The sequence below is a fragment of the Bradyrhizobium sp. Ken64 genome, from assembly GCF_055807555.1.
Window position 1 is genome coordinate 18,185 of the sequence record NZ_JBVVPA010000035.1, and the last position, 24,619, is coordinate 42,803.

Here is a 24,619-nt window from a genome sequence, read left to right on the forward strand (position 1 = left end):
GATATCGATACGCTGCCGGCCAGCTCTAATTTGACGGCATTAGAGGCAGCTGCGGTCATCCGGCGCACGCCCGGAGCGCTGGAGCAGTGGCGGCGCGATCCGAACCACTCGCTGAAATGGCGCTATGTTGATGGCCGCCCCCTCTATCGTGTCGATGCGGTGCGTGACTATCTGGCCAAGTGCGATAAGACCACTAAGAGGCCTCAGCCGCATAATGCTCACGGAGACGGCCGAGGAGCTCGGCCTTGATCGGGTCAAGCGGATTCGTCCGCTGAAGGCGCACGATTTTGCCGACCCGTTTCGCGCCGACCAATTCCGCAATGTAGTCGTGGGCCGCTTCGAACGCCATCTTGCGGATGATCCACTGTTCGTCGTGATTGTAGACCTGATCAATTCCACCCGGCTTTTGCCCAACACACAGCCGCTGGATTTCGTTGTCGTAGCCGCAGCGCGACATGATCGTGCGCAAGCTGCGCCTTAAGTCATGCATGGTGAACTTGGCGACGCTCGCTTCCTTGACCAAGCGGTTGACCATTTTGGTGAAGCCGGACATCTGGCCGCCGGTCTTTGGTGATGGGAAGACATAGTCGGAGGTTGCCCGCTGAAAATGTTTCGCGGCCGTGAGCACCTCGTCAACTAGGTGAGTGCGCGGCACATCGTGGTGCAACCCCATCTTGGTCCACGCCGCATCGAAGGTGATCCGACCGTCCATGATGTGCTTTTGCCACTCGATCATGGTAGGCTCGCTGCGGCGCGGGCCGCCGAGCAGACACATGCGTGCCAGGAGACCGAAAGCCCCGAGCTTGCCGGATGCATCCCAGACCTTGATGATTTCCTCATCGGTCAGCGCGCGACCCTTCGTTCGGCGTCCGACCCTTTGCGCGCGCGTTTCCTTGGGCGCGCGATAGCCGGCGAGTACGTTGTGTTCGACATAGCCCTCGCCGACGCACCATTCGAGGAAGGTATGCACGTGCTTGCGCAAGTCCCTAGCTGCACCGCGCTTGCCGGTCTTGGCAATCTTGTCGACCGCAGCCATGATCTGCCGTCGCGTTAAGTCCCCCACACCGCTTTCGGCGTGATCCTTGAGCCCGCGCCGCAGCGCCGACATTGCTGGCTTCCAATTGACCACTTGACGTTCGGTCAGGGACGTCTGGTAGGAACCATCTTCAATAATGAGGGTCGCGAGCGTGGTGCGCTGCTTCTCGGCTGCCTGTTGCCGCCTCGCCTCGCGCTTCGCGTCGTTTGGGTCCAAGCCCTTGACGACCTCGCCTGCGGCGATGGTGGCGGCCTTGCGCGCGGCTTTCTCATTATATTTGGGCCACGCGCCGAGGGTCTTGCGCTGGGTACCCCTCACCCCCGGCTTGGTGAAGAGGTAGACCCAGGTCCGGCCGCCGGTGGCGCGCATGCGCAAGGCGAGGCCGGGCAGCTTGTCGTCGTGAAGATAATGCTGCGCCTTACCGGGCGGCAGCGTTGCGTTGCGGATCACCGTATCGGTGAGTGTAAGCTGGTTGGCCGGCTCCGTCATGATTCCTTCCCTCTCTCTGCCCAGCGTGCCCCGCAAGAAGGGCGGTCAGCCCTCGAACAGAACTGGGCCTCAGACCCTCCCTTTTGCCGTGTGCCCGCGCGGGGAGGATCCACAGACCCAAAACAAAACCGGGTCTCAGACCTCCCCCCGTTTTTGTGCCCCGAGGGAAAATCCACGGCGGGCACAACGGGGGCATACAAACTGTAGTAAGGTCACCTATGGGCTCATATGGCCGAATAGGGCTGCAACCCACATTAAATAAAGGGGGTTTTTACATTTCAACTATGGCCGGATTTGGTTGGGTCGGATCTACGGATTGTGGTTCACACGGGAGAGGTCCAAGGTTCGATCCCTTGTGCGCCCACCATCCACCTTCCTGAACCCTGCTGATCGCAGACCCATCGTCGACGCACGGTCGCGTGTGGGGACCGTCTCGATCAAAAATGTCGAAAACAACTCCATGCACAGTAGCCGACGCGTGCGAAATCAAGGGGTTACGCTTTCCCGAATGTTTTGATTCTTTGGGTGCGGCCCACATGACGTGATCAATCGCAGCGATTTAAGGCTGACCGCCCTTGCCTGAAGGGCGGCCGACTTGTCTAACTTTTGTCGTACCAAGGAGACCGCATGGCTTTGGACAAGCTGACGACGACCGTCACGACCAAGGGTCAGGTCGTCCTGCCGAAGGCGATCCGTGATGAGCGCTGCTGGCGGGCGGGTACGCAGCTCACGATCGAGAACACGCCGGAGGGAGTGCTTCTCAAACCGGCCTCGCTTTTCGCGCCGGCCAAGACCACGGATGTCTTCGCGTCGCTGCCCTATCGGGGCAAGCCAAAAAGCGTGGAAGAGATGGAGGCGGGTATCGCTGCAGAGGCGCGAAGACGTCATGCTCGCGATTGATATCAATCTTGCATGGATTTTGCCGATTTGCTCCACCTTGGGCGGGCTGCTTCCTGCGATGCCTTACTGACCTTCAATCAGCGATTCGTCAGATCGGCGAAGGCGATGGGCTTGGCGAAAGTCCGTTTGCCGTAGCCGCGCTCGCGCTGCGCGAACGCCTCACCGCGCGATGCGCCCCCTGCGAGTAACTACTCTTTTTCCGAATTCACTTGCGCCGTCGGGCAAAACACTGGCATGATGGCATCGTCGCGGGGGCTGAAGTCTGATGGCGGATCAAGCCGCCCGCGCCGGCCGCCAGGCCGCGTAGAGACCGACCAAGGTCCCGATGGCGAGCAGCGCTGCGGCCAGGAGCAGCTGCAATTCGCCATCGTCTGTCGTGCCTACGGACGACACGAGTCTGCTCACGACGACGAACAGCACGCCCACGGAGGCTGCTGCACCCACGGCGAGATAGGCGAGTTCGCGCGTCAGGTTGCGGCCGAGAAGTCCGAGTGCCGTGAAATACATCGCGCAGGCGTTGGGATGAATGAACAGGGCAATGCGCGCGTAAGGACCGTAGGCGTCGAGGAGGGACTCACAGCGGTTCAGGGCCGCCTTTGAGGCAACCCGCTGCAACAGCGGTCTGAAAAAACGAGCCTGTCCGTAGCTCAGAACGGCGCCCAGGATGATGGCCAGCCACGCCACGATGAAAACGGAGACGTCCGCAGGCTTCGGATTGAGCGCCACGGACATCAGGATGAGGGCGGTTCCGGGAAAATAGCCAAAATACGGGAAGACCGACTCCAGCAGCACGCAGACGAATATGAAGACCAAAAACCACGACGAACCGGTCGCATCCTGGACGATGGCGTTCAAGTCGAAGAGGTTTGTCCTGTACAGGACGAGGTACATGCACATGGCCAATCCGGCCAGCGCGTAGAACGGCAATGCTCCCGACAGAAACCGCCTCATCCAGCTATCGCGCCTTGTTGCGCGGACACAGCGGAAACCATCAATAAACGTCCCCTACCCGATCGACAAAATCTCGATCTCCCGCGCGCCCGACCCCACGACATCCCCGACCGCCTTCCCCATCAACGACTTCGCCACCGGAGCCACGAACGAGATCGAGCCGGCCTTGGGGTCGGCTTCGTCCTCGCCGACGATGCGATAGGTTTGCACGCGGCCATCGGCGCGGCTGAAGGTCACCGTGCTGCCGAAGGCGACGATATCGGCCGAGGCCGGGGCGGCAATGACCTGCGCCGTGCGCAGCCGTTCGGTGAGATAGCGGGCGTCACGCAACGGCACCGCCGATTGCCGGCGCTTTTCGTTGACGTCCTCGATGGCCTGCGCGGCTTCATAGGCTGCGCGTGCGTCTTGGAGCTGCACCTGCAACGCCTGCAAGCCTGCTTCCGTCACGAGGTTTGGATGCGGCGAGATCGGCCGATCCGGCAACAGCGTCTCGGCGGCGGTTTCCGCGCTCTCTTCTTTGGTAAAGGCAACGCTCAAGTCGAAAATCCTGTCGAACTGTTCGGGCTCACGGCCCGCGCCTGCGCGCCGCGAGGAAACGCGGCGGGCCGAAGCTGGCGATCATCCCGGATCATATCTCAAGTTCGACGAAACGGCGCAGCTTGAAGACGATATCCGGCATGGCCTGGCGGAACCGCGTGGCATCCCGGAACGTGGTCGAGAACGGCGCGAAGGTGATCATCGCGTTCCAGTGCCTGTAACCATAGACCGTCACGGAGGCGCCGGCCGCCGGAAAATCCTCCAGCTTGCGCAGCTCACCCAGGACGAGATCGGCGATCGCCTCGGCAGGCAGCAACTGCTTGCCATCAGGTGTGGTGGCGATCTTCGCCGGCGGCTCGGCCGGCTTCGCGGCAGCCGGCGTCGCATCGGGCGCGTTCTCGGAATTATTTTCGGGCTTGTTCTCTGGATTGGCGGGCGATGTATCGGGGGCGGGCTCGACCAGCTCAAATCCGTTCGTCGGCGCGGTCGGCGGCGGAACCTCGATGAGCGGCGGCGGCGCAACACTTTCTGAATTGCGCTTGTTGCCTCCCAGGATGCTGCTGATCATGGCCACAAGGCCAGCATCCCTCACGTCGTCACTCATTACTTCCCCCAGGCTTCGGCCTACTCTAGCACCGCTCGCGCGGACCGCCAGCCGTTACGTCTTCAGATGCCGCTTGGCCACGGCCGTCCCCGTGGGCACCCAAGGTATCGCATATGGCTCATTGGCGGGCCTGAGCGCGCGCCTCCTCCTTCGAGACGACCGCTCCGCGGTCTCCTCAGGATGAGGCTAGGCAGCACCGGTTCTGTCGAAATTGCCGCCGCGAACTTTGCCCTCATCCTGAGGAGCCCGCCAAAGCGCGCGTCTCGAAGGATGGGCTACAGGGAAGCTGCCTCTCACATGCGATAGGCTTGCCATGCAGCGGCGGCGCGACGCCCGATCACGCCGCGCCGCCGTGCGATCCGTCACTGCTTATCGAACGGAATGTATTGCTGGTACTGCTTCGGCACCGAGCTGCGGTAGCGCGCGGGCACCGTGCCGCTGTCGACCGAGTGATCGATCTCCTGCTGCCGCGTCATCTTCTTCTTCGCCGGCTTCTTCGACGCACTCTTTTTGGAGTCGGTCGGCTGGCTGGAAGCGTCATTCGTGGCGGCAGGCGCTGTGGTCGTCGCTGCCGGCGCGGCGGTTGTCGCCGCAGGCGCCGCGGTTCCGGCGGCGGCTGGTGCGCCCTGCGCCAGCGCGAGCGGTGTCTGCATGAGAAGCGCCAGCGCTGCTGTCGCAGCCAGCAAGTATGATTTCTGCATTAGAACCTCCAAAATACCTGATCCGAACAAGGCAAGCGTAGTTCTCCGGGATCGACGCGTGCAAGTCCGTTCACGATAGGCTCGAACCCCATCGTGAACTGTGGCCGAGATCACATTGCCGGCGGCAGGCTGCGACACGATGTGCCTTGTCGCGAACGCAAGGCATATTGCCAGTTCGCCAGCTACCAGCAGTGCCTTGCCACCGCGTCCGGCACGTCGTCCCATTGTGGCATCAGCCCGCGCTACGCGTTCTCGCAGCAGCGCGACTACTGACGATTCGCGGCGTGCGCGCATGCCGCGCACGCCGTCACAATTTTTTACGTGAAGACGATCCGCTTCGCCGACGCTCCGGCGAATTGATACTGCCCGAAGCCGCCTGCGTCCGTCGATGACGAGAATGTTATCCGTCATCGTCACGGAGAAATTCACGATGCGCCGCCGTGGCTTGCGGGCCAAGCACACCTTCCGAAAATTTCGATGACGGGCAATTGTGATCCATCTCGCTCGTGGCAGGCGTGATCGCGCCTAGGCTGCAAATCCCAGCGCGAGAAACTTGAGCCCGAACTGTTTCATCCGACTTTTCAGGAAGGTGTTTCAATGAGCAGCCGCCACGCAATTGTTCCGCGCGGTCTGAACGCAACGCGTTCGCCGCTTTCGCAAGGCCGCTTCGGCCGCATGTTCCGCAAGCTCGCACCGGCCAAATTCGGCCCGAACGATTCCAACACGATCGCAAACCTGTCGGCGCTCGCCGACAAGATGATCGCCGGCTTCGACGGGCCGAAGGACGGGCCGGACGCGGAAGAGAGCGGCATTCCTTCGCTCTACACTTATTTCGGCCAGTTCGTCGACCACGACATCACCTTCGATCCGGTCAGCTCGCTGACCAAGCAGCAGGATCCCGACGGCCTCGTCGATTTCCGCACGCCTTCGCTCGACATGGACAATGTCTACGGCCGCGGCCCGAACGACCAGCCCTACATGTATGACGGCAATAAGTTCCGGCTCGGCGAGAAGGTCACCGGCGCGGGCGTGCCCGATGCGGTCGACCTGCCGCGCTTCAAGGGCCGCGCGCTGATCGGCGATCCCCGCAACGACGAGAACAGCATCGTCTCGCACTTTCAGGCCCTGATGCTGCGCTTTCACAACCGCATGGTCGACGACAATGACAGCCTGTCGTTCGAAGACGTGCAGCAGCGCGTTCGATTCCACTATCAGTACGTCGTGCTGAACGACTTCCTGCCGCGCATCGTCCACGCCAGCGTGCTGGACGAGCTGAAGACCGCAGGTCAATATGACCGCAGCAAGCTCGCTTACTACCATTGGAAGACCTATCCGTTCATGCCGGTCGAATTCTCGGTCGCGGCCTACCGGCTCGGGCATTCCATGATCCGCCCCGGCTACCGGCTGAACGACGCGGCCAACATGCTGTTGCAGATCTTCCCCGATCCCAACAATCCCGACCACAACGCACTGACCGGCTTCCGCGCGATGGGACCCGGACGCGCCATGGACTGGGGCCGCTTCATCGATCTCGACACGCGTCCCTACGGCGTCGAGGACGACGACACCAATCCCGACAACAAGAGGCGGTTGCAGTTCGCCTATCGCATCGATGCCTCGCTGGTGGACCCGCTGCGCAAGCTGCCGCCGGAAGTCGCCTCCAATCCGGCGTCGCTGGCGCTACGCAATCTCGAGCGCAGCTGGCGGCTCGGACTGCCGTCGGGCCAGGCCGTCGCCCGGGCGATGAACCTGACGCCGCTGACCGACGACGAGATCATCATCGGCAAGGCCGTCGACGAGCCGGGACCGGGCGATCCGCAAGTCAAGATCGCGAGCATCGCGAATGGCGTGTTCGCCGACAACTGCCCGCTGTGGGCCTATATCCTGGCCGAGGCGCGGCAAAACGCGACGGACATGCCAATCCCGGCTACCGGTGGGCCCGCCACGGTCAAGACACCGCAACTCGGACCGGTCGGCGGCCGCATCGTCGCCGAGGTCTTCCTCGGCATGATGTTCGGAGATAATTCCTCCGTGCTGTCGCTCGACCCGCAATGGACGCCGGTGACCGGCTCCGGCTTCGCGCTGAAGGACCTCGTCGCCTACGCGCTCGGCCAGGGCGACCCGCTGCATTGAGCGGGTCACGGACGATGATGCAAGGCCGCTCGTCGTGCGAGCGGCCTTGTGGCCCCATCGCCTCGACGGGCGGGCGGACGGGTCCTGGCAGGCGTGCTTCCCTAACGCGAATCCGTCCGCTTCCTGTTGACTCGCATCGCAAATGGAGAAATCCTTCAACAAGACAATTGCCATTGCCAATCTCAGCAGTACGAATTTCGGCGCCCTCGGTTTTATCGGCGCCATCCGACCAAATTTATTCTGAACAGAAAATGGAGGGGCTGATGCGCGCGCTCGCCTTGAGAACCGTCTCTCTTCTCGCCCTCGCTGCCCTGGGTTCGATTTCCGGCACGCCTGCCGCACGCGCGGAGGACGGGACCGACGAGCAATTTGGCAAGGTGCACTTCCAGACCACCTGCAATGAGGTGGCGCAGCGCCGCTTTGATCGCGGCATGCGCTATCAGCATTCATTCTGGTACCGGCCCGCAAAGGAAATTTTCGAGGAGACGCTGCAGGCCGATCCGGATTGCGCGATCGCCTATTGGGGCATTGCGCTGAGCCTGCTGTACAATCCGCATTTTCCCGCGCCGAAGGAAAACCTCGCCGGAGGCCTCGCCGCGCTGCAGAAGGCCAAGGCACTCGGCGCCAAGAGCGAACGCGAACGCGACTATATCGACGCGCTGCTGGCCTTCTATTCGGGCGACGAGAAGACGACGTTTGGCCAGCGGGCGCAGGCCTATCTCAAGGCAACCGAAGCCGTCGCCGCGCGCTATCCCGATGATGACGAGGCGCAGATCGCCTACGCCATCACGCTGAATGTCACGGCGTCACCAAACGACAAGACCTATGCCAACCAGCTCAAGGGCGCTGCTATCCTGGAGCCGATCTTCAAGCGCCAGCCGCGGCATCCCGGCGTCGCGCATTACCTGATCCACCTCTATGACTATCCGGCGATCGCAGAGCAGGGACTCGACGCTGCCAAGCGCTACTCCGAGATCGCGCCGGCGGCACCGCACGCCTTGCATATGCCGTCGCACATCTTCACGCGCGTCGGCTACTGGAACGAATCCATCGACGCCAATAGCCGTTCCGCCAAGGCTGCCAAGGAGGGCAAGGACCCCAGCGAGCAGCTGCATGCCGACGACTATATGGTCTACGCCCTGCTCCAGCTTGCGCAGGACAGCCGCGCCAGCGACGTCATCGCGGATATGGTTGCGACCACGGGCTATGCGCCGGCTGTCCGCGCCGGTCCCTACGCGATAGCGGCCAGCCAGGCGCGCTATATGGTCGAGCGCGGTGATTGGAAAGGTGCTGCCGCGTTGAAGGTCGAGCCGAGCCGGTTTGCCTATGTCGATGCGATCACCTATTTCGCCCGCGCCCTTGGCGCCGCGCGCTCCGGCAATGCAGACGCAGCAACGGCGGACATCGCCAAGTTGGCGGAGTTGCGGGACAAGCTGCAGCAGGACAAGGACGCCTATTGGACCGAAATCGTGGACATCCAGCGGCAGGTCGCCACAGCCTGGCAGCTCAACGCCCGGGGGAAACAGGTGGAGGCGCTGGAAGCGATGCGCCTTGCCGCCGATGCCGAAGACAAGACCGAAAAATCCATCGTGACGCCGGGTCCGCTTGCCCCCGCACGCGAGCTTTACGGGACCATGCTGCTCGAACGCGGCATGGCGACCGAGGCATTGACCGCGTTTGAAAGCACCATGCGCAAGGAGCCGAACCGCTTTGGCGCGACCATCGGCGCCGCCCACGCGGCCGAGAAAGCGGGGGATGCTGTGAAGGCCCGCCAGTACTACGCAAAAATCGTCGAAACGGCGAGAAATGGCGACTCGTCGCGGGAAGACCTTGCAGCCGCACGAAAGTTGATGGCTCAGAATTAGCAAAAGTGCCGCGGCAGCATCCATGCGCCTGACAGGCAAATTTGTTGCAATCGGCGCAGTCGCTGCACTGCTCTGCGCAGCCGCTGCGGTCTGGATATTGCGATCCGGTGAACCGGCACGCGCAACAGCGGCATCCGGGGAGGTCCGACCCGTGTGGACGGAAATTGATTGGCCTTTCGGAGCGGATCCGTGGGGGAAAGGCAAGGCGTTCCGCTGCAAGGCCGCGGATTGCGGTGGCGAAGTCCAGCTCTACGTTCGCGCCAAGCTCGGCTTTTGCAATTGCGCCACCGGCGTTGCCGACGACGGCGACCTCGAGCAGATGGGCGATCTGCCGCTGATTGGCAAGGCAACGCCGATGGGGGCGGGCCGAGAGATCGTCGTCGGTCCGATGCGCGGTCGCAGCCGGGCATATCGCGTCGAGGGGAACCCGAAGGCAGCGCTCTCACTCGCCTTCAATCAACGCTGCGACATGGTGGCCGCGACGGCTTTGCTCGCACCGGGCGCGACAGCGTCACTGGAGCCGGCGGTGCTGTCGTTCCTCAATAGCGACAGCATGTTGAAATGGGCCGAGATCGCGCTTGGGTTATGACTCAAAGCAATAGCTGAATTGAAGGCGACAATCTCGGCACACGCCTTACCGCGCCGTCCCCAGGCCGATCTCCGCGAGCCGCGTGGCGAACCAGCGCGACAGCGGCTGATCGAGGACGCCGCTGACATAGACCTCCGAGATCGTCACATGGTCCTTGTCCAGCACCAGCAGCACGCCGATCCAGAAGGCGAACCAGACGTGCGCATCGGTCAGCGCCATCAGCTTGTACTGGTCGTGGTCGAGCGCGGTGTGATTGCTCGCCTTGCGGATCTCCACGGTGAGCAAATTGTTCGGGATCTCGCGCTGATGCACCACGACGTCCGGGTAGATCGACTTGCCCAGATGATCGTCGGTCGAGATGATGGTGCCGTGCGGCAGATGCAGCGTACGCTCGCCGAGCCGGTCGTAGTTGCAATCGACCGACCAGCCGGAGAACTGCGTCTCCAGATGCACGGCGAAGCGGTGCGTGATGGCACGCTCGCCGATGTCCTTCTCGAACAGGAATGCTTCATGCGCGTAGAAGTCCCGGAGCGCCGCGATCACCTTGTTCAGCTCGGTCTGCATCTTGCCTCCGGGCCCAATCGTAGCCCGGATGGAGCGCAGCGCAATCCGGGTTCTCGCAAAACGCACGGCGTCCCGGATTACGCTGCGCTCCATCCGGGCTACATGAGGCCGGAATTCGCGGCGCAATCGACCAGAGTTACATCTGGACTTCGATCAGCCGCGGCCCGGGCTCGGCGACGGCTTCGGCCAGCGCCTTGTTGAACTCGTCCGCGTTGGTGACGGCGCGGCCGGGCACGCCCATGCCCTTGGCCAGCGCCACGAAATCCAGCGTCGGCCGGTCGAGACGAAGCATGTCGGTGGCGCGCTGGCCGGGTTCGCCGGCACCAACATTGTCGAACTCGCCGCGCAGGATCTGGTAGATGCGATTGGCGAACACGATGGTGACGATGTTGAGGTTTTCTCTTGCCTGCGTCCACAGCGACTGGATCGTGTACATCGCGCTGCCGTCGCCGACCATGCAGATCACCTTGCGGTCCGGGCAGGCGATCGCGGCACCGATCGAGAGCGGCGTCGAGAAGCCGATCGAGCCGCCCATGTTCTGGAGCCAGTCGTGCGGAGCAGCCGCCGCCGTCGGCGGGAAGAAGGCGCGGCCGGTGGTGAGGGATTCGTCGACCAGAATCGCATTCTCCGGAATCGCATAGGCGATCGACTGGGCGATCGAGGCGTGGGTCAGTGCGCCGGTCGGCTTGAGCAGCTCGGCCGAGGCCTGCGGCTTGACGTCCTTCGCGCTGGCCTTCACCGCGCCGGCGAGCGCTTCCAGTGCCGCGACCGAATTCTCGCCCCAGGAGGTCATGCGATGCACGTCGCAGCCCTCGGGCTTGAGGATGCTCGGCTTGTTCGGATAGGCGAAGAAGGCCACGGGATCGTCGGACTCGACCAGCACGATATGGCGGAACCTCGCCAGCATCTGCAGCGCGTTGTCGATCACGTAATGGATGCGGTCGATCGAGAAGCGGCCGCGGCCGCGCGCCATCCTGGGACGGAAGGTCGGGCCCATCACGGTGCAGCCGGTCTTGGCGGCGATGCGCTCGGCCAGCGCCAGGCCCTGCTCGCTCAGCGCACTGCCGGTCATCAGCAGCAGCGTGCCCTCGCCGTCGCCGTGCAGGATCTTTGCGGCCTGCTCGACGGCCTGCGGCGAATAGCTCGCGCGCTGCTGCTCGGCCGGAACCTCGGCGATGCCGTCCGCTTCGTTCCAGGCGGTGTCGGCGGGCAGGATCAGGGTCGCGATCTGCGGCGGCGCGCTCTTGGCGGCGGCGATCGCCGCGGCACCGTCGGCGGCGACCGATTTGGAGTCCGGCGAGGTCCGGACCCAGGAGGACATCGGCCGGGCCAGGCCCTCGATGTCGGAGGTCAGCGGCGCGTTGTAGCCGATGTGGTAGACGGCGTGCTGGCCGACGATGTTGACGATGCCGGAATTCGCCTTCTTGGCGTTGTGCAGATTGGCAAGGCCGTTGGCGAGGCCGGGACCGAGATGCAGCAGCGTCGAGGCCGGCGTGCCCTTCATGCGGAAATAGCCGTCGGCGGCGCCCGTCACCACGCCTTCGAACAGGCCGAGCACGCAACGCATGCCGGGCACGCGGTCGAGCGCTGCGACAAAATGCATCTCAGAGGTGCCGGGGTTGGAGAAGCAGACGTCGACCCCGCCCTTGACCATCGTCCGCACCAGACTTTCCGCACCGTTCATCCGTCAGCTCCCGCAACCATGATCGTAGATCCACGGCCGATCAAACATTGTTCGCCGTCTTCGTCAAAGCATTCGGCGGCATTGCTGCCCTGCCCGGCCCCGCGGCTGCGGACCTCGCCGTTCAATTTGACGGTCACGGTTTACGGATTCGCTAACGGCGACGCCATCGGGTTGCGCACGTTCACGGCGCCGGGGCTTGCGAAATCCCGGCGAATATGGCCTCTGATGGGTGTGTTGAATCGATTTTCCCCGGGGGTAGAGCATGTTCCGGTTTTTTGCCGCGTCGGTCGCCGCAATGGCGCTTTTGGTCACCGGCGCGAGCGGCGTGTCCGCGGCAGGGATGGTAGACTTCACGGGTACCAGTTCCGGCGGATTTCTCGGCGGTGGCGCGAGCCCGATCCCGCGCTCGACCGTGATGTATCCGACCAATTACGCGCCGGGCACGGTCGTGGTGAACACCACCGAGCGCCGGCTCTATCTGGTGCTGGGAGGCGGCCAGGCCCTGCGCTACGGCATCGGCGTCGGCCGTGACGGCTTCCGCTGGGGCGGCGTGCACAGGATCACCGCGAAGAAGGAGTGGCCGGACTGGACGCCGCCGTCGCAGATGATCGCGCGCCGGCCGGACCTGCCGCGCCACATGAAGGGCGGCATCGAGAATCCGCTCGGTGCGCGCGCGATGTATCTGGGCTCGACGCTCTACCGCATCCACGGCTCCAACGAGCCGGAGACGATCGGCCAGGCGGTATCCTCGGGCTGCTTCCGCATGACCAACGACGACGTCACCGACCTCTACGGCCGCGTCGGGGTTGGCACCACCGTGGTTGTGCTGAACAATTAGCAGGAACCGCCGGGCGCGTGGATATGCGGTCTTGTGTGCGCGAGGCGAATACGGCAGCGTCGCCCGGCAATGAGCGCAATGGCCCCGCCTTCGTCCGGCTTTCGCATCGCCCTGCTGGCGCTCGCCACCGTCGCGTTTGCCCCTGACACCGCTACCATCGCCGTCGCGGGCGAATTGGCCGCGATCGCCTCGCGCCAGCGCGCCGAGAAGAAGAGCTTTACCGACGGCGAGATCGTCGATGGCTTTCTGAAGACGGCATTCGGCGCCGAATACCACCTTGCCGGCCGTGTCGACCGCATCCGCAAGTTCGACGGACCGGTGCGCGTGTTTGCCGAGAGCGACCGCGCCGACCGCAAGGCGCAGCTCGCAAAGGTCGTGGCCGACATCGGCAAGCGCGTGCAGCATCTCGACATCGCCATGATCGACAGCAGCGAGGCCGCCAATGTGCGGGTGAAGCTCGTGCGCGACCGCGATCTGTTCCGCACCATCTCGAGCTTCTACGGTGCGGAGAAGGCCCGCGAGATCCGCACCTCGCTCGATCCGCAATGCCTGTCCGGCTTCCGCAAGAACGACAATTTCGAGATCGAGCATTCCGACGTCATCCTCACCGTGGACAACGGCGATTTCACCTTCCTCGACTGCGCCTATGAGGAGCTGCTGCAATCGCTCGGCCCGATCAACGACACCGCGAGCGTGCCCTGGACCATGTTCAACGACAACGTCTCGATGGGCTATTTCGACGTCTACGACCAGTACATCCTCAACCTGCTCTACGATCCCCGCATCAAGGCGGGCATGACCGTGGCTGAGGTCAAGGCCGCGCTGCCCGACGTGCTCACCGATGTCAGGACGTGGGTGAAGCGCGTGAATGATTTGAAGGAGTAATCAGTTTCATCTCTACCCGTCATTGCGAGCGCAGCGAAGCAATCCAGACTGTCTCCGCGGAAAGATTCTGGATTGCTTCGCTGCGCTCGCAATGACTGATGAAGCGTATCGTCCCTACTGCACGAGATCGGCAACGATGGTCGCGGCCTTGAGGCCGGTGCCGGTGAGGACCGCGACCGTGGTCTCGTTCGCCCTGATGGCACCGGTGGCGGACAGTTTGTCCAGCGCGGCGGCCGCACTGGCGCTGGTCGGCTCGGCGAACAGGCCCTGCCGCGCAAGACGCCGCAGCGCCGCGACGATCTCGTCCTCGGTGAGCGCGACAGTGCCGCCACCGCTCTCGCGCAACGCGCCGATGATCTCGCGCAGGCGCAGCGGATGCTTGATCGCGGTGCCTTCGGCGATGGTCTTGCTGACCTCGCGGGCGACAGGCGTATCGACGCCCGTCTTGAAGCTTGCATCGATCGGCGAGCAATTGAGTGGCTGCGCCGCGAACAGGCGCGGCAGCCTGGTGATCTGGCCGGCTTTCAACAGCTCACGGAAGCCGAAGGCGCAACCGAGCAGAGAGCTGCCGGCACCGACGGGAACGATGACGTTGTCGGGGGCGCGAAAGCCGAGATCTTCCCATATCTCATAGGCGAGCGACTTGGTGCCTTCGAGGAAGAACGGTTGCCAATTGTGGCTGGCGTAGAAGGTCTGGCTGGACTGCCGGATGGCCTCGGCCTCCGATTCCTCGCGCGGGCCCTCGACGAGCTGCACTGCCGCGCCATAGGCGCGGACCTGCGCGATCTTGGCCGGCGACGTCGACGCCGGCGTGAGAATCTTCACGCGCATGCCGCCGGCGGCACCTAACCCCGCCATCGACGAGCCGCCATTGCCGGACGAGTCCTCCAGAATGGCCTCGACGCCGATCTGCCGAAGGAAGGACAGCATCACGGCGGAGCCCCGGTCCTTGAAGCTGCCGGTCGGGTTGAACCATTCGAGCTTGAAGCACGGGCGCAGCTCGCCCCAGGCCTGCTGCACCAGCGGCGTGCAGCCTTCGCCGAGCGTGATCGGAGTCTTGATCTCGACCGGCAACGCCGCCCGGTAGCGCCAGAGCGAGCGCGCCCGGCCGTCGATGTCCTCGCGCGACATCCCGGCCCCCGGCGTCACCAGCAGCGGCGTGCGTTCGTCCGAGCACCAGCGCGGCTGGTCCAGCGGATAGAGCTTTCCGTTGCGGGGATCGATGTAGGCGGCGGCGGGCATGGCAGTCTCCAAGGAAGACGATGAGGCTGGCGATAGGGCAAAGGCGATCTGTACGTTGGGTTTGATGACACGTTTTGTCCGGAAACTCGACGGCAGGCGCGCAAGCCGTGCACCGCCTCTTGAAAACGTGAAAACCATAATTACTTCATCAGCTTACGGCGACGGGAGCGAGCTCCGCCAGTGCGGTGGCGTGGCACTCGGGCAAGTGCTGCCGGGTCGCCGGACGACGGGAATTTGGCCGCGAACCGGCCTGCCCGCGCAGCACGATTAACTTGTCTGTCGCGACTGCCCGCTACAATATGTTGGATTGAGCTCGCGCCGCCGATGTTCCGCATCGGCTGCGCGACGAGCCAAGGCCCGTCCGAGCGGCGGGCCGTTGGCTTTTTGGGAGTTTGGTCATGAGCCGCGCGAACCGTACCGACCACATCCGCCTGACCTCCCATCCGGAGCCGGGCAGGACAGCCGCCTTCCCGATCCACTGGGGCGCCGCCGACGCACGCGCCCGCGGGCCGATCATCGGCACGGTGTCGCGCGCCGGGGATCGCAACGTGATCGGCAGCCATGGCGGCTCCTATGCGATGTACCGCGCGCTCGCGGTGTCCGCCGGCGCACTCGATCCGATCCGGCGTCCCGACCTCACCAATACCTTTCCGGCCGCCACCATCGGGCCGTTTCCGCAATGGAGCGATCCCGCCAAGATCGTCGCGCTCGATCCCTGGGGGCATCTCGTCGCCGAGAATTTCGGCAAGGACATCGCTGAGGGCATCGACATCAGGCCGAGCATCGCGGTGACGCGTGCGCGGCTGGACCTGCCGGAGATCCGCGAGGCGCTCGCCGCCAAGCGCCTGCGCGCCGACGGCGACGTCGTGCACGCCAATGGCAGCGTGTCGGTGGTGAAGATCGCGATCGATCCGGTCTGGTATCTGCCGGGTCTTGCGGAGCGCTTTGCCACCAACGAGACCGAGCTGCGGCGCACGCTGTTCGAGCAGACCGCCGGCATGTTCCCTGAGCTCGTGACCCGGCCGGACATGAAGGTGTTTCTGCCACCGATCGGCGGCACCACCGTCTACATGTTCGGCGATGTGACAAAACTGCCGGACCATCGCACCAAGATCACCTGCCGCGTGCATGACGAGTGCAACGGCTCCGACGTGTTCGGCTCCGACATCTGCACCTGCCGGCCCTACCTCATTCACGGCATCGAGGAATCCGCGCGCGGCGCCCAGGAGGGCGGGCTCGGGCTCGTGATCTACAACCGCAAGGAAGGCCGCGCGCTCGGCGAGGTCACGAAATTCCTGGTCTACAATGCGCGCAAGCGCCAGGAGGACGGCGACGCCGCCGCCGCCTATTTCGAGCGCACCGAATGCGTCGCCGGCGTCCAGGACGCGCGTTTCCAGCAATTGATGCCGGATACGATCCACTGGCTCGGCCTGAAGCGCATCGACCGCTTCCTGTCGATGAGCGACATGAAGCACGACGCGCTGACCTCTCAGGGCATCGACATCGTCGAGCGCGTGCCGATCCCGCCCGAGCTCATTCCCGCCGACGCCTATGTCGAGATCGCCGCGAAGAAGGCCGCCGGCTATTACTCCACCGACATCGCGCCGGAGAAGGACGTCGACGGCGTGGTCGGGCGTTCGCTGGAAAAATACTGATCGATTGATGGCAGACGCTTCGGAATTGCAGGCCCGTTCGCTGCTCAGCGCAGCAGCGGTTCGCGCGCGTGCCGGCGAGATGCTCGAGATCGGCCTGAACGGAGGGCTGACGCACTTCACGATCGATCTCGATCGCATGGACGGCGTTGCCGACGCCGTGTTGGCTGTCACGCGAAAAGCCTATCCCACGCTGGAGATTCCGTTCCATGCGCGCTGGCGGCATTTCGTGCTCGGCGGCGTCGGCCGTTGGGCGCGGCTTGCGGATTCGGCGTCATGGGCCGATCGCGCGGCGCGGGCGCGCGCGGAGTTCGACCTTGCCATCGTCAGCGTGCTGCTCGATGCCGGCGCGGGTGCGGCGTGGCGATACCGCGACGCTGTGACGGGACAAAGCATCGGCCGATCCGAAGGACTGGCGATTGCAAGTCTCGACATGTTCGCGAGCGGTCTTTTTGCCCACGATGCCCGCGCGCCTTTCAGGGCCGACGCCGACGTGCTCGCGCAACTGCCGCTCGCCGCGCTCACTCCGGCCTTTCAGGTGAGCGATGCCAATCCGCTGCTCGGGCTCGAGGGGCGGACCGATCTGCTGCGGCGTCTGGGCAACCTGGTGGCGGAGCGCGCGGACGTGTTCGGCTCGCACGACACGCCGCGGCCGGGCGGGCTGTTCGATCACATCGCGGCGCAGGCGAAGGGCGGCGCGGTTCCCGCGCCCGCGATCCTATCCGCGGTGCTGAACCAGCTCGGACCGATCTGGCCGTCGCGGCTCGAGCTTGCCGGGATTCCGCTCGGCGATTGCTGGCGCCATCCGGCGATCAAGGCCAGCGATGCGACCGCAGGTCTCGTGCCCCTGCACAAGCTGTCGCAATGGTTGAGCTATTCGCTGATCGAGCCGCTGCAGCGCGCCGGATTTGACGTCACCGACATCGACGGCCTGACCGGGCTTGCCGAATATCGCAATGGCGGCCTGTTCGTCGATCACGAGGTGTTGCGCCTGCGCGACGCCGCTGACGCCGAACATGCGCATGCGGTGGACTCCCTGCTCGTCGTCGAGTGGCGCGCGCTGACGGTGGCGCTGCTGGACCGGCTCGCCGAACTGGTTCGCGCAAAACTCGGCCGCACCCCTGAAACATTGCCGCTCGCCAGCATTCTGGAAGGCGGCACCTGGGCCGCGGGCCGCGCGATCGCCTTCGCGCGCCGGCCCGACGGTTCGCCGCCGCTCAAGGTGATCAGCGACGGCACGGTGTTTTGAACCCTCTCCCCTTGTGGGAGAGGGTGGCTCGCCGCGACAGCGGCGAGACGGGTGAGGGGTTGCTTCCGCGAGAGCATCTCTCACAGGAGTTCGCGGAAAGTACCCCTCATCCGGCGCTTCGCGCCACCTTCTCCCACAAGGGGAGAAGGAAGAAAGGCACCCCGTCATGCAAGGCGTTACGATCGTCGATCATCCGCTGGTGCAGCACAAGCTGACCCTGGTGCGGGACAAATCGATCTCGACCAAATCGTTTCGGGAGCTGATCAAGGAGATCGGCATGCTGCTGTGCTACGAGGTGACGCGCGACCTGCCGCTCGCCGATACCGTCATCGAAACGCCGCTGGCGACGATGCATTCGGCCAAGATCGCGGGCAAGAAGCTGGTGTTCGTGCCGATGCTGCGCGCCGGCACGACCTTCGTCGACGGCATGATGGATTTGGTGCCGACCGCGCGCGTCGCCCATATCGGACTCTATCGTGAGCCGCACAGTTTTGCGGCGGTCGAGTACTTCTTCAAATCGCCGTCCGATCTCAGCGAGCGCCTGGCGATCGTGGTGACGCCGGTGGTAGCGACCGCCAACACGGCTGTGGCCGCAATCGACCGGCTGAAGGAGCGCGGCGCCAAGGATATTCGCCTCGCCTGCCTGATCGCCGCCCCCGAAGGGCTCGAGCGGCTGCGCGGACTGCATCCTGACGTCCCGATCTGGACGGCCGCGGTGGACGAAGGTCTCGACGAGAACGGCTTTATCCTGCCGGGCCTCGGGGACGCCGGCGACCGCGCCTACGGGACGAGATAGGCGCCGGCCCGCAAACCGCGTCACGTTAGGAACAGCTTCGTCCGCGCAAGGTTCTTCCTGCTCTACGATGGAGAGCACGATGACCTATCAGGATGACCGCAGGGCAGACAGAGCACGCCGCAACAGCCCGGTGGGCTGGGCGATCGGCGCGATCTTCGTGATCGCCGTGGTCGCGGCCGTCTTCTTCTACAATGGACGCGACGTCGGTCCGCAGACCACGACCTCCAGCCCGAACAACGCGCCGAGCGTCACCACCGGATCGAACCCGCCTGCTGCGCCCGCGAAATGATGCGCCGAGGGCGGCGCGTTATACCTTGCCGCTGCCGCAGATCCCCTTCAGTGACCGCCACTCCGCATCGGTCAGCAGCGGCGCGCCGCTGGCGGGGCGGTCTTCTTTCGTCATGCGTGCGAGGCGGTCCTCGGTCAGCGGATGGCTCGCCAGGATCGACGTGAGGCCGCCGCCCTCCTTGCCGGTGATGCGGAACATCAATTCGGCCGCGGGCTTCGGCGAACGGCCGAGCTTGTGCATGATCTCGATGGCAAACGTATCCGCAGCGGTCTCGGCCTCGCGCGAATAGGAGGCCTCGACCACGCTACGCGAGGCGAAGATCACGGCGCTCGAGCCGGTGACGTCGCCGAACAACAAGCCGATCAGGAACGAGGTGCCGCCGTTGTAGATCAGGCCGCGCATGTTGTCGTAATGCTTGAGATGACCGAGCTCGTGGGCGAGGATGCCGGCGAGCTCGTCCGGGCTTTCGGCCTTGTCGAGCAGGCCCTTCAGCACGAAGACCTTGCCGCCGGGCAGCGCGAACGCGTTCGGCACCGGGGTCGGCAGCACGCCCGCGGTCATGGAATCGTCGTCGAGGCCGGCGGCATCGCGCAGCCGATTGACGAGCTTGATGAACGCCGCCTTCCCCGCCGCGTCCTCGCACGCGTTGCGGCCGAAGATCGTCTTCACCTGAACCTCCGACGCATCGCCGATGCGCCGCTCGATCGGTTTCGGCACCAGCGGCGCGAGGCGGTCGGCAGCGAGCGGCACGCCGAACAGCACGACGCAGACGATGGAGACGGCGGCAGCCATCGACCAGCCGACGATCTTTGCGACGCCGCGGCGCGAGGTCTGGTGGTCGTCGAGCCGCATGCAGCGCGCGGTCACGTCGGAGGCGAGCCGCGCGTCGCGGATTTCCAGCCGGGCCAGCGGCGGCGCGGAAGCGCAGGCGAGCCGCAAAATTCCGGGCGGGCTGTCAGCGCGGCGGATGTCGGCATAGGCCCAGCGAACGGGCGTCGCACCCTCTTCGAGGATATCGAGCGCGTCAATGAGCGTCAGTGCCACCTGCCGCCTGCGGCTCGACACGCCGTCGAAGAAGATCGTCGGCTTCGCGGACTGAGCCGGGGCCTCGGTGGACAACTCACTCACAGCTCAGAATCCCGCGACATCGAGCCCATCGGCAAAGCCTTCGCCCAGAGCGCTGGCAAGTTCGGCGCTGCCGCGCACATCCGCGGCGGCGGCGATGTTGTGCACATCGACCGTTTCCAGCACCTTGGCCCAGAGATCGCGCTGGAGATAGACCCGCATGACGATGTTGAGGGCGAGAGCGAGTGCGAAGTAGCCGATCACCATCATCACCAGTGTCGGGATGCTCTTGGCGGCATTGCCGGGCCCCAACGCCTGCTCGACCGAAAGACCGCTCAGCTTGACGACGAGCATGGTGGCTCCGCCGACATAGGCGGCGAAGATCACCGAGAGCAGCATCCACCAGCCGATCACCTTCCAGTACAGGCCGTAGAATGCGTTGTGCGGCAGTTGCGAGGACACGCTGACATCGCCGATGCGGATACCGTCGAGCCACCAGCGCCACTCGCGCGCCTTGAACTCGGCATAGAAGAACGGCGCGAGCGGAAAGATCACCATCGCTATCGGGCTCAACAGCCACAGCCACCAGCCGCGCTTGAAGAACGTCCAGCCGTCGGCTTCGAAATCGCCGCGCAAATCGCCGTAATGGGTGTGCCGCATCTTGTAGCGTTCGAGCGAGGCCTCGCGCCACGGCAATGCGAGCCCAAGCGTCAGAAACACCAGCAAGCCCCACAGCATGGCGCGGAACGAATAGGCCCAGCCCGATCCGTCCATCCAGAACCGCACGCCGCGCCAGACCGTGCGCGTCAGGCGATAGCGCCGCGCGCGAAAGATCGCGAACTGGCCGAAGGCGTAGAAGCTGATGAACAGCGGCGTCGAGGCAAAGCCCTGCCAGCGCTCGAACTCGATTCCGACAAGGAAGTAAGCGAGGTAGATCGGCACCAGGATCGCGAGCGCGAACAGGAAGCCGACCAGAAGCTCCTTGGCCCGGCCGGTATATTCGGCGGCGTCGCCATCGACCGCGGTGTTCGCCCACAGATGACGGCGGATGTCGGTGACGAGCCAGAACCGGTAGAAGCCGAAGGTGACGAGCTCCAGCAGGGCACCCTTGGTGACCAATTTGCGAAACTCGGTGCGGTTGCCGGTGAAATCGACCCGCGTGGGCGGCAGCGGCGGGGGTAAAGGTTCGGAGCCGATGGGGGCCCATTGCATGTCGTTCACGGCGGCAACCTCGGGGTGCGGACCTGGTTCGATCAAACTATAGATCAGAGATTAGTCGATCCCCAAGATGGGCGGGTTCGATTTGGCTCGATTCCAGTCGCTTTCTGGCACGATTCCACGGCCGAGGGCGTGCGCGAGATCACGTTGTTAAATCAATAGCCTCGTAGCCCGGATGGAGCGGAGCGCAATCCGGGACGGCGGCAGTGGCGGCCTGAATCCCGGATTTCGCTTCGCTCCATCCGGGCTACTACACACCCACGTGGCAAAAACTCGCCCTTGCTCCGGCGCAGACAACCGGCTGTAATTGCAAATCAAATGCCGCAGCGCAGAATTCAACGAGAACGCGCGGTTGACGTCAGGGAGAGCGGTCATGCATGGGACCATCGAAAACGCGGCGAAGCTCGACGCGTTACGCGCACGCGCTACGTCACTGCCGCTGGAGCAGTTCGATCCGGGCGACCCCGAGCTGTTCAGGACCGATACGTTCTGGCCCTATTTCGATCGCCTGCGCCGCGAAGATCCCGTGCACTATTGCAAGGACTCGATGTTCGGGCCGTATTGGTCGGTGACGCGCTACAACGACATCATGGAGATCGAGACCAATCATTCGGTGTTCTCCTCGGCCTCCTCGCTCGGCGGCATCACCATCCGCGACATCGATCCGGATCTGCGCCGCGAGAGCTTCATCTCGATGGACCCGCCGCGCCACGCGGCGCAGCGCAAGACCGTGGCGCCGATGTTCACACCGACGCATCTGGACAATCTCGCGCTGAGCATCCGCCAGCGCTCGGCCGAGTGCCTGGACAATCTGCCGCGCGGCGAGGTGTTCGACTGGGTCGACCATGTCTCGATCGAGCTCACCACGCAGATGCTCGCGGTGCTGTTCGATTTTCCCTGGGAGGATCGCCGCAAGCTGACGCGCTGGTCGGACATCGCGACCACCATTCCCGGACCCGATGGCCTCGTCGCCACCGAAGACGAGCGTCAGGCCGAGCTGACGGAATGCGCCGGCTATTTCGCGCGGCTGTGGAAGGAACGCATCGCGCAGCCGCCGAAGAGCGACCTGTTGTCGATGATGGCGCATGGCGCCGCGACGCGCGACATGGACGCGAAGAACTTCCTCGGCAATCTCATCCTTCTGATCGTCGGCGGCAACGACACCACCCGCAACACCATGTCGGGCTCGCTCCACGCGCTGAGCCAGCATCCGGAGCAATATCGCAAGCTGCGCGAAAATCCCGCGCTGCTCGACAGCTTCGTGCCGGAAGTGATCCGCTGGCAGACGCCGCTGGCCCATATGCGCCGCACCGCGCTTGCCGACTTCGAGTTCCGCGGCAAGCAGATCAAGAAAGGTGACAAGGTCGTGATGTGGTACGTCTCGGGCAACCGCGACGCCGACGCGATCGAAAAGCCCTACGAATTCATCATTGACCGCGCCCGCCCGCGCACGCATCTCTCGTTCGGCTTCGGCATCCACCGCTGCGTCGGCTTGCGGCTTGCCGAACTCCAGCTCAAGATTATCTGGGAAGAGATCCTCAAGCGATTCGACCATATCGAGGTGGTCGGCGAACCCAAGCGGGTCTATTCGAGTTTCGTGAAGGGTCTCGAAACCTTGCCGGTGAAGATTGCGGCGTGACGTGCGGCATGCGCCGGTGCTTGTCTCCCTCGCCCCGCTTGCGGGGAGAGGGTGGGGTGAGGGGGAGTCTCCGCGAGGACGGTGACAGCCGGATCGTGGAGAGTCCCCCTCACCCGGATCGCATCTAACGATGCGATCCGACCTCTCCCCGCAAGCGGGGCGAGGTGAACTGCGTCCCGGCGTCCGATTCAAACACTGGAGCAACCACCATGAACATTCAAGCGCCGGTTCAAGTGGACAAGGCCGAACGCATGCGTCGGGCCCGCGAGGAGGCCTATGCGACGCCGCTGGCGCAATTCCACCCCGGCGCGCCCAGGCTGTTCCAGGACGATACCCTGTGGCCGTGGTTCGAGCGGCTGCGCAAGGAAGAGCCGGTGCATTACTGCACCAATGCACCGATCGAGCCGTATTGGTCGGTGGTGAAATACAACGACATCATGCATGTCGACACCAATCACGGCCTGTTCTCCTCCGATTCAACGCTCGGCGGCATCGGGATCCGCGACGTGCCGGAAGGCTACGACTGGCCGAGCTTCATCGCCATGGACCAGCCGCGTCATTCGTCGCAGCGCAAGACGGTGTCGCCGATGTTCACGCCGACGCATCTGGACGAATTGGCGAAACTGATCCGCCAGCGCTCGCAGACCGTGCTCGACAATCTGCCGCGCAACGAGACCTTCAATTTTGTCGAGCGCGTCTCGATCGAATTGACGACGCAGATGCTGGCCACCCTGTTCGACTTCCCCTGGGAAGAACGGCGCAAGCTGACGCGCTGGTCCGATGTCGCGACCGCGCTGCCCAAGAGCGGCATCGTGGCCTCGGCCGAGGAGCGCCGTCGCGAGATGGACGAATGCTACGCCTACATGTCCAAGCTGTGGAATGAGCGCGTCAACTCCGCGCCGCGCAACGATCTGCTGTCGCTGATGGCGCACAACGACGCCACGCGATTCATGGACCCCGACAATCTCATGGGCAACATCATCCTGCTCATCGTCGGCGGCAACGACACCACGCGCAACACCATGACCGGCTCGGTGCTGGCATTGAACGAGAACCCGGAGCAGTACGACAGGCTGCGCGCCAACCCGGAACTGATCGATTCCATGGTGCCCGAGGTGATCCGCTGGCAGACCCCGCTCGCGCATATGCGCCGCACTGCGCTGCAGGACACCGAAGTTGGCGGCAAGCACATCAAGAAGGGCGACCGCGTCGTGATGTGGTACGTCTCCGGCAACCGCGACGAGGAGATGTTCGAGAGGCCGAACGAGTTCGTCATCGATCGCCCGCGGCCGCGCACCCACCTCTCCTTCGGCTTCGGCATCCACCGTTGCGTCGGCATGCGCCTCGCCGAGCTCCAGCTCAAGATCGTCTGGGAGGAGATGCTGAAGCGCTTCGACCGCATCGAGGTGGTCGGCGAGCCCAAGCGGATCTATTCGAGCTTCATCAAGGGCTATGAGTCACTGCCGGTGAGGATTCCGGGGTAGACTTCACTGTCCGTCATTGCGGCGCGTTCAACTCTATCCCCTCACCCTGAGAGGGTGAGAATCTTTCGTCTAAACGGGCATTTGCCATAGCCGCTTTGCTATGATTCGATGACGGGGCGAAGCAGGGGCTGGTGATGGCTGACGATCAATTGTTTGAGGATTTGCCCGAGCAGGATAAGCCACTACCCAAGGGACGCGGCGCGGTGCGG

The 24,619-nt window shown here is 64.2% G+C and carries 22 protein-coding genes and 1 pseudogene; 13 read left to right on the top strand and 10 right to left on the bottom strand.

Annotated elements, in window-relative coordinates:
* Positions 1–193: 193 nt before the first annotated feature.
* Complete coding sequence (locus AC0L2F_RS33010) at positions 194–1,525, bottom strand: tyrosine-type recombinase/integrase (RefSeq protein WP_473251234.1); 1,332 nt, start codon at positions 1,523–1,525, stop codon at positions 194–196.
* 627 nt (positions 1,526–2,152) lie between these two features.
* On the opposite strand from AC0L2F_RS33010, the gene AC0L2F_RS33015 reads away from it, so the two are divergent.
* Positions 2,153–2,425, top strand: a complete 273-nt coding sequence (locus AC0L2F_RS33015) for an AbrB/MazE/SpoVT family DNA-binding domain-containing protein (RefSeq protein ID WP_473251235.1) — start codon at positions 2,153–2,155, stop codon at positions 2,423–2,425.
* Positions 2,426–2,698: 273 nt separating this feature from the next.
* Here the strand turns inward: AC0L2F_RS33015 and AC0L2F_RS33020 are convergent, their stop codons facing one another.
* The 4 genes from AC0L2F_RS33020 to AC0L2F_RS33035 all read right to left on the bottom strand — a co-directional run bounded on the left by AC0L2F_RS33020 (position 2,699) and on the right by AC0L2F_RS33035 (position 5,218).
* A complete protein-coding gene (locus AC0L2F_RS33020) occupies positions 2,699–3,376 on the bottom strand; it encodes a hypothetical protein (protein WP_473251236.1) in 678 nt (225 codons plus the stop codon).
* A 54-nt stretch (positions 3,377–3,430) separates the two neighbouring features.
* Entirely contained in the window at positions 3,431–3,913 is a 483-nt protein-coding gene (greA, locus tag AC0L2F_RS33025) for a transcription elongation factor GreA (RefSeq protein WP_473251237.1), read from the bottom strand.
* 91 nt (positions 3,914–4,004) lie between these two features.
* Positions 4,005–4,517 carry a hypothetical protein gene (locus AC0L2F_RS33030; protein WP_063993802.1) on the bottom strand — a complete coding sequence of 171 codons (513 nt, stop codon included), beginning with the start codon at positions 4,515–4,517 and terminating at the stop codon, positions 4,005–4,007.
* A 362-nt stretch (positions 4,518–4,879) separates the two neighbouring features.
* A complete protein-coding gene (locus tag AC0L2F_RS33035; protein WP_063993803.1) occupies positions 4,880–5,218 on the bottom strand; it encodes a hypothetical protein in 339 nt (112 codons plus the stop codon).
* 168 nt (positions 5,219–5,386) lie between these two features.
* Here AC0L2F_RS33035 and AC0L2F_RS33040 point away from each other — a divergent pair.
* The 4 genes and pseudogenes from AC0L2F_RS33040 to AC0L2F_RS33055 form a co-directional block, all read left to right on the top strand.
* Positions 5,387–5,491, top strand: a pseudogene (locus AC0L2F_RS33040) (DUF3551 domain-containing protein); the annotation flags it as partial.
* Between the two features lie 324 nt (positions 5,492–5,815).
* The gene (locus tag AC0L2F_RS33045; protein ID WP_473251238.1) at positions 5,816–7,351 is read left to right on the top strand and encodes a peroxidase family protein; all 1,536 of its coding nucleotides are present in this window, start codon (positions 5,816–5,818) and stop codon (positions 7,349–7,351) included.
* Between the two features lie 263 nt (positions 7,352–7,614).
* Positions 7,615–9,216: a tetratricopeptide repeat protein gene (locus tag AC0L2F_RS33050; protein ID WP_473251239.1), complete on the top strand. Its 1,602-nt coding sequence runs from the start codon at positions 7,615–7,617 to the stop codon at positions 9,214–9,216.
* Positions 9,217–9,367: 151 nt separating this feature from the next.
* Positions 9,368–9,805, top strand: coding sequence for a hypothetical protein (locus tag AC0L2F_RS33055; RefSeq protein ID WP_473251240.1), 438 nt, complete (start codon positions 9,368–9,370; stop codon positions 9,803–9,805).
* 45 nt (positions 9,806–9,850) lie between these two features.
* Here AC0L2F_RS33055 and AC0L2F_RS33060 read toward each other — a convergent pair whose 3' ends face one another.
* Complete coding sequence (locus tag AC0L2F_RS33060) at positions 9,851–10,369, bottom strand: hypothetical protein (RefSeq protein WP_473251241.1); 519 nt, start codon at positions 10,367–10,369, stop codon at positions 9,851–9,853.
* A 136-nt stretch (positions 10,370–10,505) separates the two neighbouring features.
* Positions 10,506–12,053: an acetolactate synthase large subunit gene (locus AC0L2F_RS33065; protein WP_473251242.1), complete on the bottom strand. Its 1,548-nt coding sequence runs from the start codon at positions 12,051–12,053 to the stop codon at positions 10,506–10,508.
* A 262-nt stretch (positions 12,054–12,315) separates the two neighbouring features.
* Between AC0L2F_RS33065 and AC0L2F_RS33070 the strand changes: the two genes are divergently transcribed.
* The gene (locus AC0L2F_RS33070; RefSeq protein ID WP_007614485.1) at positions 12,316–12,891 is read left to right on the top strand and encodes a L,D-transpeptidase; all 576 of its coding nucleotides are present in this window, start codon (positions 12,316–12,318) and stop codon (positions 12,889–12,891) included.
* Between the two features lie 69 nt (positions 12,892–12,960).
* Positions 12,961–13,776 (top strand): DUF2927 domain-containing protein, encoded by an 816-nt coding sequence (locus AC0L2F_RS33075; protein WP_473251243.1) that lies wholly within the window; start codon positions 12,961–12,963, stop codon positions 13,774–13,776.
* 114 nt (positions 13,777–13,890) lie between these two features.
* Here the strand turns inward: AC0L2F_RS33075 and AC0L2F_RS33080 are convergent, their stop codons facing one another.
* Positions 13,891–15,018 (bottom strand): threonine synthase, encoded by a 1,128-nt coding sequence (locus AC0L2F_RS33080; protein ID WP_473251244.1) that lies wholly within the window; start codon positions 15,016–15,018, stop codon positions 13,891–13,893.
* Positions 15,019–15,416: 398 nt separating this feature from the next.
* Here AC0L2F_RS33080 and AC0L2F_RS33085 point away from each other — a divergent pair, with 398 nt between their 5' ends.
* The 4 genes from AC0L2F_RS33085 to AC0L2F_RS33100 all read left to right on the top strand — a co-directional run bounded on the left by AC0L2F_RS33085 (position 15,417) and on the right by AC0L2F_RS33100 (position 19,004).
* Positions 15,417–16,673 carry a GTP cyclohydrolase II gene (locus AC0L2F_RS33085; RefSeq protein ID WP_007614497.1) on the top strand — a complete coding sequence of 419 codons (1,257 nt, stop codon included), beginning with the start codon at positions 15,417–15,419 and terminating at the stop codon, positions 16,671–16,673.
* A gap of 7 nt (positions 16,674–16,680) precedes the next feature.
* On the top strand, positions 16,681–17,919 hold the full coding sequence (locus AC0L2F_RS33090) for a URC4/urg3 family protein (RefSeq protein WP_473251245.1): 1,239 nt from the start codon (positions 16,681–16,683) through the stop codon (positions 17,917–17,919).
* A gap of 166 nt (positions 17,920–18,085) precedes the next feature.
* The gene (upp, locus tag AC0L2F_RS33095; protein WP_007614501.1) at positions 18,086–18,715 is read left to right on the top strand and encodes a uracil phosphoribosyltransferase; all 630 of its coding nucleotides are present in this window, start codon (positions 18,086–18,088) and stop codon (positions 18,713–18,715) included.
* A gap of 79 nt (positions 18,716–18,794) precedes the next feature.
* Positions 18,795–19,004, top strand: coding sequence for a hypothetical protein (locus AC0L2F_RS33100; protein WP_007614503.1), 210 nt, complete (start codon positions 18,795–18,797; stop codon positions 19,002–19,004).
* An 18-nt stretch (positions 19,005–19,022) separates the two neighbouring features.
* Here the strand turns inward: AC0L2F_RS33100 and AC0L2F_RS33105 are convergent, their stop codons facing one another.
* The gene (locus AC0L2F_RS33105; RefSeq protein WP_473251246.1) at positions 19,023–20,132 is read right to left on the bottom strand and encodes a M48 family metallopeptidase; all 1,110 of its coding nucleotides are present in this window, start codon (positions 20,130–20,132) and stop codon (positions 19,023–19,025) included.
* A 3-nt stretch (positions 20,133–20,135) separates the two neighbouring features.
* Positions 20,136–21,281 (bottom strand): YjgN family protein, encoded by a 1,146-nt coding sequence (locus AC0L2F_RS33110; protein WP_371449409.1) that lies wholly within the window; start codon positions 21,279–21,281, stop codon positions 20,136–20,138.
* A gap of 379 nt (positions 21,282–21,660) precedes the next feature.
* Between AC0L2F_RS33110 and AC0L2F_RS33115 the strand changes: the two genes are divergently transcribed.
* Positions 21,661–22,926 (top strand): cytochrome P450, encoded by a 1,266-nt coding sequence (locus AC0L2F_RS33115; protein WP_007614506.1) that lies wholly within the window; start codon positions 21,661–21,663, stop codon positions 22,924–22,926.
* Positions 22,927–23,135: 209 nt separating this feature from the next.
* Positions 23,136–24,410, top strand: coding sequence for a cytochrome P450 (locus tag AC0L2F_RS33120; RefSeq protein WP_473251247.1), 1,275 nt, complete (start codon positions 23,136–23,138; stop codon positions 24,408–24,410).
* Positions 24,411–24,619 lie beyond the last annotated feature (209 nt).